This window comes from Pseudoalteromonas sp. SR43-2, from assembly GCF_014163885.1.
Classification (GTDB): Bacteria; Pseudomonadota; Gammaproteobacteria; order Enterobacterales; family Alteromonadaceae; genus Pseudoalteromonas; species Pseudoalteromonas distincta.
Genome location: NZ_JACJED010000005.1, coordinates 175,468 through 187,409, shown reverse-complemented (window position 1 = coordinate 187,409; position 11,942 = coordinate 175,468). Strand labels below are relative to the sequence as shown.

The following is an 11,942-nucleotide window of genomic DNA, read 5'->3' as shown; positions in this document are numbered from 1 at the left end:
TTATGGTACGGCTACAAGTTCAACTATACGGCTTATTACTTGATCTTTAGTAATGCCATCGGCTTGGGCTTCGTAACTTAAGATAATGCGATGACGCAGTACGTTATGCACAACAGCTTGAATGTCATCAGGTGCTACAAAGTCACGGCCTTGAAGCCATGCATGAGCACGAGCACATTTATCAAGTGCTATTGTTGCACGCGGACTTGCACCGAACTCAATCCAGCTACCTAGTTGCGCATCTAATTTAGCGCCTTCACGAGTGGCAATAATAAGTTGTACTAAATATTGCTCAAGCGGCTCTGCTAAATAAAGGCCTAATATTTCTTTACGAGCTGCAAATAAGTCGCTTTGACTGATTTTTTGCATTACTGGTTGTTGCTCGTTAAGCGCTTCGCCGCGTGTTAAACGCAGTATATCAAGCTCATGCTCTGTGCCAGGGTAGCCAATACTTAGGTGCAGTAAAAAGCGATCCAGCTGGGCTTCTGGTAACGGGTAAGTCCCTTCTTGCTCTAGCGGGTTTTGTGTTGCCATAACTAAGAACAGTTCGCTAAGCGGATAGGTATTTTTACCCACGGTAACTTGTCGCTCTGCCATGGCTTCTAATAGTGCTGATTGTACTTTGGCTGGTGCGCGGTTAATTTCGTCAGCTAAAATTAGGTTGTGAAAAAGAGGGCCTTTTTCAAATACAAACTCGCTAGTTTGTTGGCGGTAAATATCGGTACCTGTTACATCAGCTGGTAATAAATCTGGCGTAAACTGTACGCGCTGAAATGAGCCTTCAATGCCTTTAGCAAGTGCATTAACTGCACGTGTTTTTGCAAGCCCAGGAGGGCCTTCTACTAATAAGTGACCATCAGCTAAAATAGCAATAAGTAGCGCTTGTGTAAGCTCTGGCTGGCCAATGATTTGTGTATCTAAGTACGTTTTTAATTGTGAAAATGCGTTAGCTGCCATAATAAGTGGACTGTCCTCGTCAGCTGGGTTTGTACCTAATAGTGTTAGGTGATAAATACTGACCTATTTATAAGGTTTATAATTGGGTAACTCAAGAGTTAGACTGTATTTTTTAAAATAGTTCGTTATTTTTTAACGATTTTTAGCGTACCACAAAACTTTGTAAATGCGTCTAAAAAAGCCTATTGTGATAGTCGTAATTAAACACTGTTTATATAAATTTGTGTTTATCTATTGGCTTTAGGGCACGGGTTGTTTAGAATCGAGGAAAACAAACAGGTCAGACCTGTCAGCGGGAGAGCATAAATGTCTGAGCAAAACATACTAAAAACACCAAAGGGCGACCGTATTGCCATAGTTAGCGGCTTACGTACACCTTTTGCAAAACAAGCAACAGCGTTTCACCATGTACCAGCACTTGATATGGGTAAATTGGTGGTTAACGAAATGCTTGAACGATTAAATTTCAATAAGTCAGAAATTGATCAACTTGTATTTGGTCAAGTAGTACAAATGCCAGAAGCGCCAAATATTGCACGTGAAATTGTATTGGGCACAGGTATGCCTGTATCGGTTGATGCATATTCTGTATCGCGCGCATGTGCTACCAGCTTTCAGGCTATTGCTAATGTAGCTGAGTCTATTATGGCGGGATCTGTAAGTGTAGGTATTGCAGGCGGCGCAGATTCGTCATCAGTACTACCGATTGGTGTTAGTAAAAAGCTAGCAGGCAGCTTAGTTGATTTAAATAAAGCGCGTACGCTTGGTCAACGTTTAAAAATATTTTCAAAACTGCGCTTAAAAGATTTATTACCAGTGCCTCCTGCAGTTGCAGAGTACTCAACAGGCCTTTCAATGGGGCAAACTGCTGAGCAAATGGCTAAAACACATAATATTAGCCGTGAAGATCAAGATGCATTAGCGCATCGTTCTCACTCACTTGCAACGCAAGCATGGGCTGATGGTAAGTTAAAAGATGAAGTAATGACGGCGCATTTACCGCCATATAAAAGCTTTATTTCAGAAGACAACAACATTCGTAAAAACTCAACGGTTGAAGGCTACGCCAAGCTTAAACCTGTTTTTGACCGTCAGCACGGTACTGTTACCGCTGCAAATGCAACACCATTGACTGATGGTGCAGCGGCCGTACTTATGATGAGCGAAAGCAAAGCAAAAGCACTTGGCTATGAAATACTAGGTTACGTACGTAGCTTTGCATTTTCGGCAATTGGCGTAGAAAAAGACATGTTAATGGGCCCAGCTCATTCAACGCCTATTGCACTAGATAGAGCGGGTATTACGCTTGCTGATTTAGATTTAATTGAAATGCACGAAGCGTTTGCATCGCAAACACTTGCCAATATGAAAATGTTTGCCTCAGACAAATTTGCACAAGAGCATTTAGGTCGCAGCAAAGCAATTGGCGAAATTAACATGGATAAGTTTAACGTTAACGGCGGCTCTTTAGCATATGGTCACCCATTTGCAGCAACAGGTGCACGCTTAATTACGCAAAGCTTACACGAGCTTAAACGTCGTGGTGGCGGTTTGGCATTAACAACAGCGTGTGCTGCTGGTGGTTTAGGTGCAGCCTTTGTATTGGAGAGCGCGTAATGACTGATTCAGTATTTAATTTAGCGGTAGATGAAAACAAAATTGCCGTAGTAACGATTGATGTGCCAGGGGAGAAAATGAATACCCTGCGCAGTAGTTTTGCCGATGACTTAAAAGCATTATTAGAAGACGCTAAGTCGCAAAATGTAAAAGGCATGGTATTTATAAGCGGAAAAAGCGATAACTTTATCGCGGGCGCCGATGTAAAAATGCTCGATAGCGTTCAAAAGCGTGATGATGCTTTAGCTATTAGCGAACTATGTCATCAAGCATTTTTTGATATGACAAAACTGCCATACACAACAGTAAGCGCGATTCATGGCGCTGCATTAGGTGGTGGTTTAGAGTTTGCTTTAGCGTGTGACTACCGTGTTGGTACCGACAGCGATTTAACAAAAATTGGCTTACCAGAAGTGCAACTAGGTTTACTACCAGGTGGCGGCGGTACGCAGCGCTTAACTAAAATTGTTGGTATTCAAAAAGCACTTGAGTGGATGCTAACAGGTAAACAAATTCGCCCTAAGCAAGCTAAAAAAGCAGGCGTGCTTGATGACTGTGTACCACACAGTGTGCTGCTAAAAGTTGCAAAAGAATTTGCGACTAAGAAAAAGCCACAAGCAAAAGAGCCAAAGCTCGACAATATTAGTAAATTATTAGAGTCAAACCCGTTTGGTCGTAACTTTATATTTAAAAAAGCCAAAGAAAACGTACTTAAAAAAACGGGCGGGCACTACCCAGCACCACTCGCTATTATTAAAGCTGTGCGTGCTAGTGTAGAGCTTGATGAGCTAAAAGCGTATAAAACAGAAGCTGAAAGCTTTGCAACACTTGTAATGAGTGACGAATCGAAAGCGCTTCGCGGTATTTTCTTTGCAACCACTGAAATGAAAAAAGAGTGGCGCAATGATGACGCCCCCGCAATTAGCAAAACTGCTGTTTTAGGTGGTGGACTAATGGGCGCAGGTATTGCGCACGTAAGTGCTGTTAAAGCTAAAGTACCGGTACGTATTAAAGATGTAGCAGAGCAGGGCATTAGTAATGCAATGAGCTACACCTACAAAATTTTAGACAAGCGCCTTAAGCGCCGTATTATGTCTAAAGCTGATATGCAGTTAACAATGAACCGTATTACAGGTACAACAGACTACAGTGGCTTTAAACACATTGATTTAGTAATAGAAGCGGTGTTTGAAGATCTTGCGCTTAAGCAAGGTATGGTTGCCGACGTAGAGCAGCAATGCCAAGAAAATACAATTTTTGCTAGTAACACGTCATCATTACCAATTTCGCAAATTGCAGCGCAGGCAGCACGTCCTGAAAATGTAATTGGCTTACATTACTTTTCACCAGTAGAAAAAATGCCATTAGTGGAAATTATTCCACACGAAGGTACATCTAAAGAGACCATTGCTCGCGTTGTTAACTTTGCACGTAAGCAAGGTAAAACGCCAATTGTTGTAAAAGACATGGCCGGTTTTTACGTAAACCGTATTTTAGCGCCTTACTTAAATGAAGCTGCTAACTTAATGCTTGCGGGTGAGCCAATTGAAAAGATTGATGCAGCCCTAGTTGAGTTTGGCTTTCCGGTAGGACCGCTGGCTCTACTTGATGAAGTAGGGATTGATATTGGCTCTAAAATTGCTCCAATTCTTGAAAAAGAATTAGGTGAGCGTTTTAAAGGCCCTGATGCATTTATGCGTATGATTGATTCAAAACGCCTTGGCCGTAAGTCGGGTCGTGGTTTTTATGAATACGACAAAAAAGGCAAAAAGGTTGATGAGTCAGTTTACGAACTATTGGGTGTTACCCCAGCTCCACGTTTAAACAAAAGCGAAATTGCTAAGCGATGTGTATCAAAAATGCTTAACGAAGCAGTACGCTGTTTAGATGATGGCATTATTGCAAGCCCACGTGATGGCGACATTGGTGCAATATTTGGTATTGGTTTCCCACCATTTTTAGGTGGCCCGTTTAGCTATATGGATAAATTAGGCGCAAGTAAAATAAGCTCTGATATGTCTACATTGGCTAACAGCGATGCTAATTTTGCTCCATGTGAGTCACTGGTAACAATGGCAAGCTCTGGTACTACTTTTTATAATGCAGCAACTGTTGAGGTTGTAGCTCCTGAAGTACAAAGTACTGAGCCACAAGAGCAAAGTGTCACTGAGCCTGAAGTTACTAAAGAGATTGAAACGAAAGAATAAAGTTTCTACTGTTTATAAAAACCGCATTTAGATGCGGTTTTTTTATGATTTTTAATATTTAAATGAGGAGCTTAATGACATTATTTACACAAAGATTGAGCATGTACCAAATAGAAGAGTCTGATTGGCCTCTTTTTCTAGCGCTTCATCGCGATCCTCAAGTCCTTAAGTATTGTTTTGATATGCCAATGGAGTCACTGATAAGAAACCGCTTTGAGGTACGCTTACCTAAGTGGAATACTAAATCACGCCATCCACTGTGCTTACTCATTATTAATAATAAAACAAAACAACCAGTGGGTGTTACAGGCTTTGCCTATGACGGAGAAACCGCAGAGCTCGGTTATTTATTATTGCCAGAGTATTTTAATGAAGGCTACGCGACAGAGTCATTAAGAGCAGTGATTGATTGGGCTTGGAAAGAATGTGGTATTAGGCAGTTTAAAGCTGTCGTAACGCGTGGCAATATTGGTTCTGAAAAGGTGCTTAGTAAGTGTGGCTTAACCCATACCGATACACTTTTTAAAGTGCATACAATAGGCGAAAAGTTATATGACGATTTAATTTATACGCTTAAGGTTTAAGGTTTTAATGGGCTAGTAGCCTAGCCCAAAAAGTGCTACAAGTGAAGTGCGATAGCTTTGCGGTCTTTTTCTGGCATATTTTCTACGACTAAATTAAATGAGTTATCAATCATTCTCTCAATTTCACTTTGTGCAATTGTGCCGTCTAAAATTACTGTGTTCCATAAGCGTTTATTCATATGGTAACCAGGGATCACTGCCGGGAAAGTATCACGCAATGATATTGCTTCATCAGGATCGCATTTTAAGTTAAGCCACCAAATAACCTCACCATCATCATTAGTTTGACCGTCATTGCCAATAGCAAGAGTCGCAAACATTTTATGATTCACTTTATATACATCAACCTCTTGCGCAAATGGTTTTGTAACCTGAACAAGTGGTTTTTTAACTAAATACTCATGTACTTTTTTCTGGTCCATGATCCATTCCTTGAAGTCATACTCGGTAAAGCTACCATAGCAGTTTTTTTCACATTTGATTATATGTATTTTAGTATAAATTAAAATTTTACAAGCTAATACAACATGTAGCGTAAAACCAACGTAATTTTAGTTGAACAAAATCCAGTTCGTGGTATGTTTCTGCCAATCAAAAAAATAATAGGAATTCACACATGCCAAAGGCGAGTGATGTTAAAAAAGGTACTGCTATTGACTTCAATGGCCGCGTTTTAGTTGTAAAAGATATTGTGCGCTCTGTGCCGCAAGGTCGTGCTGGTGGTAGTTTATACCGTATGCGTTTATACGATGTGGTAACCGGTGGTAAAGTTGACGAAACATTCAAAGACAGTGACATGCTAACGCTGGCTGATTTAACACGCCGTGAAGTAATGCTATCGTACATTGATGGCGACGAGTATGTGTTCATGGATAATGAAGATTACACGCCTTACAACTTAAACAAAGATGCTATTAGCGAAGAAATTTTATTTGTTAATGAAGAAACGCAAGGCGTACACGTCATTGTTATTGATGGCGCGCCAGTAGGACTTGATTTACCGTCAAGTGTTGAACTTGTTGTTGAAGAAACAGACCCATCTATCAAAGGTGCATCTGCAAGTGCTCGTTCAAAACCTGCACGTATGTCTACTGGCTTAAATATTTCTGTGCCAGAGCATATTTCAACAGGTGACCGTATCCGTATTAATACTGTTGAACACAAATTTATGGGTCGTGCTGAAAAGTAACTTGTAAATTATAATTTTAAAAGCCGAATCTGTATTTAACAGCTTCGGCTTTTTTGCGCGCGGGGATTTGTTGCTTTAAATTTAATCACGTTAGCGTTAGAATAAGCGCCGTATTTTTGAGCAACTTTAAGGGGTAGCTTTGTTTATAGTTTTACTAAGCAGTGCATTTATAGCTTTAATGTATTTAGAAACCATTAAAAAAGGCATGCCAATTAAACGATGGCTGATTTTAGGCGGTTTACTTGGACCTGTAGCCTGGTGCTTGTTTAATCTACATTATCGTCGTGCTTTAGTTAGAAATGTAGGAATAAATGCGTGTATATGGCGCCCTTAATTTATCGATGCCACATTTTTATTTTTTCTAATTAAGCTTGGGGCCGCTTTAGTTTGTTGCTGCTTTAAAAATTCAGTAAATTCACTTTTTGATAGTGGCTTAGAATAGTAATAACCTTGTACTGTTTCGCAATTAAGCTTTTTGAGTATATCAATTTGATGGGCTTGTTCTACACCTTCAGCAACTACATGTAAATCAAGGTTATGCGCAATAGTGACTATTGAGTCGACCATATTACGGCCACGTTCGTTGGTCATGTCATCTATAAATGCTTTATCTACTTTAAGTGTATTAAGCGGAAATTGCTTTAAATACGCTAATGATGAATAACCAGTACCAAAATCATCCATTGCTAAATGAATACCTCGGGCACTTAACGAACGCATAATTGCAATGGCATCTTTAGGGTCATCCATTACAGTACCTTCTGTTATTTCAAGCTCTAAAAAGTAAGAAGGTAATTCATTTTTTTGCAAAATAACGTCAATACGAGAGGTTAAATCGGGGAGGCTAAATTGCTTTGCTGATAAGTTGACAGCTACTCGGCCGCTAAATAAACCGTTATCTAGCCATTCTTTTACGTCTCTGCAGGCTTTGTTTAATACCACCTCACCAATTTCAATTATTTGGCCCGTTTCCTCGGCTATAGGTATAAAAACTCCCGGACTAATAATGCCTTTTTTGGGTGTAATAAAGCGCACTAATGCTTCCATTCCGGTTAGCTTGCCTGTGCGAATATTCATTTTTGGTTGGTAGTACACTTCAAAATGGTCTTCTTTTAAACCAAAGCGCATGAGGTTTTCAATTTGCAGTCGTTTAACGGCTTGACGGTTCATCGTGTCGTTAAAAAATAAGTAGCTGTTACCTTTCTTTTTAGCATGATACATCGCGGTATCTGCATTTTTTAAAAGCAGTTCAGGTGTATTACCGTCTTCTGGGAATAATACAATACCTACACTTGAGGTGATTGCTAGTTCGTGGCCTGCTATTTTAAATGGTGTAGCAATGGCTGCTAAAAACTGTTTAGCCATGCGTGTAATTACATGTATGTCGTTAGTGTCAGACATTACCAGAGCAAACTCATCGCCGCCTAAACGATAAAACACATCATTTTCGCGGGTTAGTTTATTTAAGCGCATTGCTAGTTTAGCTAATAAGCTGTCACCTAGCTGATGTCCTAACGAGTCATTTATTTTTTTAAAGTTATCTAAATCGAATACAAGCAAGGCGTGATGCGAATTGAGTTTTACTAGTTTATGCAAATCAGTAAAAAATAAATTTCGGTTAGGCAGACTGGTTGTCCGATCTCGATTCGATAAGTTATGTAATTGCGATTCTGCTTTTTTACGCTCTGTTAAATCTGAATATACAACGACATAATTAGTTATTTGATTTTGATCGTTTTTAATTTCATCTATGGATATTTCTATCGGTAATAAAATACGCTCACTATTACGAAGCTTCACTTCTTGTTGAATATGTTCGCGCTCTTTTACTATTTCAATAATTCTGTTTGTGTAGCTTGGCTCATACCCAGATAGGCTAAAATCTTTTCCTAAGTATTGTTCGCGTACGCCACCAAACAAGGTTAAAAAGCTAGGGTTTATATCAACCAGTTTAAAGTTTTTATCGTAAATTGCTAAGGCGTCAGTAAGCGACTCAACACATTTTGCAAAAAGGTTTAAGCGCTCTTCAGTTGATTTTAACTGTGATATATCGCGAACGGTACCTGTCATTCTAAGGGGGGATAAGTTGGCGTCTTTTTCAATTATTTTTCCGCGATCGAGCACCCAGTGCCAACGACCAAAAGTATCTTTGATTCGGTAGGTGGCTTCAAAAAAAGCAGACTGCTCTGCAAAGTGCACTTTTAGCAAGTGCTCAACGTTATTAATATCGTGAGGATGGATAAGGCCTTTATTTGGTGGAAACCCCATTAACGTAGTTGAGTCCATTAAATACTTATCGTTAATACGAATAACTTCGCCTGTTTTTATGTTCCAGTCCCAAAGTGTATCGCCGCTACCTTCTACAGTACTTTTAAGGCGTTTTTCCGAAAGTCGAAGTTGGCGGCGTGAACGTCTAAGTTTATGGATTACAAATAACAGGTACGGCAAAGCAAGCGCTATAATGGCGCTTGCTAGTATAAGTATATTGTCTGAGTTGTAATTAAGTGATGACTCAAAGGCAAAAAGCTCAAATGAGTAAGCAAGTACTACAAGCATGCTTAGTTTTATTATTGTTTTTATCATTTTTTGATTACTTCTAATTTACAAATGATAATTTAAAACAAGCTAAACCTAGAGTCAAAGAGATTGAGAGTAAACGAGCATATTTTGAGATTTACTGACTTTCGCCGAGCTTAAAAGCTCATATCTTGGTCTATTATCATCAAATAGGCTTAGTGCATAAACTTTTACTTCTCTTAGTGTTAGTGCGTTTAGGGCATCTAAAAGTCGCTGCTGCATATGAAATTCATGATCTCTGTTACCAATAGCAAGCCATAACCGTTGTGAGCGCAGGCGCAAGTTTTTATCTTTTTCTGCAATATGAGTACTAAGGCCATGTTTTTGCTGTTGCCAATCGTTTTCATCAAGTGCATCAATGTTATCAAGGTATTTTTTAATAAAGCTGTTATGGCGATGTAATAATGTTTTTGCATCAAACTTAGGTGACTGCACATAAAATGCTATTCCAGCACGAGTATTAAAAGGTGCATAACCTGCGCCAACTAAATAACCTAGCTGTTGTGTTGTTCGTAACTCGTTAAAGTAATCTTGATTAATTAAATGATTTAACGCCATCATTTTTACTTTTTCGGCCACGCAATCCGTTTGCGCCTGATAGTAAACTACCATGGCATGGTCGCTACAAGGAAGTTCTAACTCGTAGCGAGTTACTTTTTTAATTTCAAAAAGAGGGCGTCTTAAATCTTCAATTATGGCTGCGTTTTTTAGGTGTTCGGCGACCTTTTTTTGAAAGGCTAATGCATCACTTTGCTGCCAGTTACCATGTAAAAATGATTCAACATGTAGTGCTTTAAAAAAGTCTGTTCTGAACTCATTAAATTGCTGAAAACAGGTGTTTTTCAATGCCGATGCAAGCTCCCCAGGTTGAGGGTTCCAAGGCATTATTTTTGCGCCTAAAATACTAAACAACTCACTGACTGGTTTGTTTTGGTTGCTATTGCGCCAATGCCTTACAAGTTGTTTTTTATATTCAGCAAAGCGTTTTGCACAAATTTCTACATTAAATAAAGCATCTATTAATTGATCAACAAGCTCTAACTGGCTAGATGAAAGCCCTGCGGTATGTAGAGTTAACCCACCTTGATGCGAGGTTAAGTGATAGCTAAGCCCCGCAAGTTCTGCAGGATAAAATTGCTCGCCCACGCTATCCATAAATAAATCTGTAAATAAGCGGGTGAGTGCCATATGCTTTACATCTTTTACGGCAAAATCAGAATCCATGGCCAAATAAAAATGGCCTTTAGCAACACGAAATGTGTTGTCTTGTTTAAACCAAAAATCAAAACCGGGTTCTTTTACTAATAACTCGGGTTTTGTTTGTGGTTTTATGACATCAAATAACACCACTTCTTTTGTTAAATAAGGATTAGCGGTAGGCAGCAGCATTTCGCTCAGCGGTTTATTTATCTCGCTAAGTGCATCAAGCCAACTAGGTGAAATATGTTCTACTTTATATGGTGTGTTGTACCATGCGGTTTTATGTTCAGGCTCTACATCTGGATGTATAAGTACGATGCGCATATTATGTGGCGTTAACCACTGCATGGCCATTTCGTGGGTCGCTTTTTTAAAGCCTTCCATTAAATAGTCGCCTTGCACGTAGTTTGCTTCATCGTAATGCTGCATATTAATGCTTAAATTACTGACCCAATCAATCAAGCGTGACTTTTCTTGGTTATCGAATGCTATTTGTAATAGATTTTTTTTATCTTGATATAAACGCGGCAATTTTTCGGTGTTATCGTTAATTAAGCAAATGTATTCAAACACCATTTCAATAATGTCTTCGAAGTATTCAATACCTTCATCGGTAAGCGCTAAGCTAATATTAAAGTCTTTAAAGTTGCTGCCATTAATACCACCGCCAGCAGAAAGCGCGTTTATCCAGCCTTGCTCTTTTAAAATAGAATAAAGAGAACCCGCGCCTTCATAGCCAAGTAAATGGGCAATAAAACTCACTGTTTTGTGGCGATAAAAGTCGTCAATATTAGGCATAGCAAAACTTATGATAAGTTTTTGCATATGCTTATGCGGCTCAATATGGAGTATTTTTCCTATGTCTTGTTTGCGATAGAGGGGCTCACTGATCTCTGGCTTTTTGAGGTTTTTATTACCCTTAATTGCGCCAAAGTAAGTTTGTGCCCAGCTTTGTAGTGTGTCTAATGTTTCGTTTGCGCAAATAACTAAAGTCATCCACTGAGCTTGGTACTGGCTATTAAAAAAGTCGCGAAGCTCATCACTAATACAGCGCTCTCTGTCAGCTAAGGTTTGTAGGTTTCCTACAGAAAATTTAGCAAATGGATGAGCTGGATTTACCGTTTCTTTGTGGGCTTGATAAATACGGCGACCATCGTCTTTTATTTTTAGTTTAAACTCGGCTTCAATTGCGTTGCGTTCTTTTTCTGTTTCGGCTGAATTTAAAAGTGGCGCAATAAAAAAACGGCTAAATTGGGTAAGCGCCTGTTCAAATTCTTGGTTATTAATATCAAAAAAGTAACAAGTATGCTCAGTGCCAGTCCACGCATTAGTGTTACCACCGGCTTGCGAAACAAAATTATTAAAACTGCCTGAATCTGGGTATTGGTCAGTGCCTAAAAAAAGCATGTGCTCTAAAAAGTGTGCTAGGCCTTGCCTATCAAGAGGATCGTCAAAATGCCCGGCGTTAACTGCCATTGATGCTGCCGCTTTTGTAGAATCTTTATCTTGCACTAATAGTACTTTTAGACCATTGTCCAGTGTAAAGGCGCGGTATGCTCTGTTATCATTGCGGCTGATATTCAAATGATGCTCCTGAAACTAAACGTTTAC

9 protein-coding genes are annotated in these 11,942 nt (G+C 39.3%); 5 read left to right on the top strand and 4 right to left on the bottom strand.

The window, feature by feature from the left end; all coding sequences use genetic code 11:
• Entirely contained in the window at positions 1-957 is a 957-nt protein-coding gene (locus H5120_RS06445) for a MoxR family ATPase (RefSeq protein ID WP_182673904.1), read from the bottom strand.
• A 306-nt stretch (positions 958-1,263) separates the two neighbouring features.
• Here H5120_RS06445 and fadI point away from each other — a divergent pair, with 306 nt between their 5' ends.
• The 3 genes from fadI to H5120_RS06430 all read left to right on the top strand — a co-directional run bounded on the left by fadI (position 1,264) and on the right by H5120_RS06430 (position 5,365).
• The gene (fadI, locus tag H5120_RS06440) at positions 1,264-2,574 is read left to right on the top strand and encodes an acetyl-CoA C-acyltransferase FadI (RefSeq protein WP_004335629.1); all 1,311 of its coding nucleotides are present in this window, start codon (positions 1,264-1,266) and stop codon (positions 2,572-2,574) included.
• Complete coding sequence (gene fadJ, locus H5120_RS06435) at positions 2,574-4,781, top strand: fatty acid oxidation complex subunit alpha FadJ (RefSeq protein ID WP_182673903.1); 2,208 nt, start codon at positions 2,574-2,576, stop codon at positions 4,779-4,781. The genes fadI and fadJ overlap by 1 nt, the downstream gene beginning before the upstream one ends.
• A gap of 74 nt (positions 4,782-4,855) precedes the next feature.
• Positions 4,856-5,365, top strand: a complete 510-nt coding sequence (locus tag H5120_RS06430) for a GNAT family N-acetyltransferase (RefSeq protein WP_182673902.1) — start codon at positions 4,856-4,858, stop codon at positions 5,363-5,365.
• Positions 5,366-5,400: 35 nt separating this feature from the next.
• On the opposite strand, the gene H5120_RS06425 is transcribed toward H5120_RS06430, so the two are convergent.
• Positions 5,401-5,787: an MmcQ/YjbR family DNA-binding protein gene (locus tag H5120_RS06425; RefSeq protein ID WP_024596739.1), complete on the bottom strand. Its 387-nt coding sequence runs from the start codon at positions 5,785-5,787 to the stop codon at positions 5,401-5,403.
• 194 nt (positions 5,788-5,981) lie between these two features.
• On the opposite strand from H5120_RS06425, the gene yeiP reads away from it, so the two are divergent.
• Both yeiP and H5120_RS06415 read left to right on the top strand, forming a co-directional pair.
• The gene (gene yeiP / locus H5120_RS06420; RefSeq protein WP_002962153.1) at positions 5,982-6,554 is read left to right on the top strand and encodes an elongation factor P-like protein YeiP; all 573 of its coding nucleotides are present in this window, start codon (positions 5,982-5,984) and stop codon (positions 6,552-6,554) included.
• 139 nt (positions 6,555-6,693) lie between these two features.
• Entirely contained in the window at positions 6,694-6,888 is a 195-nt protein-coding gene (locus H5120_RS06415) for a hypothetical protein (RefSeq protein ID WP_024604473.1), read from the top strand.
• Here the strand turns inward: H5120_RS06415 and H5120_RS06410 are convergent.
• On the bottom strand, positions 6,885-9,137 hold the full coding sequence (locus tag H5120_RS06410) for an EAL domain-containing protein (RefSeq protein ID WP_182673901.1): 2,253 nt from the start codon (positions 9,135-9,137) through the stop codon (positions 6,885-6,887). The genes H5120_RS06415 and H5120_RS06410 overlap by 4 nt on opposite strands.
• A gap of 54 nt (positions 9,138-9,191) precedes the next feature.
• Positions 9,192-11,915, bottom strand: a complete 2,724-nt coding sequence (locus tag H5120_RS06405) for an insulinase family protein (RefSeq protein WP_182673900.1) — start codon at positions 11,913-11,915, stop codon at positions 9,192-9,194.
• Positions 11,916-11,942 lie beyond the last annotated feature (27 nt).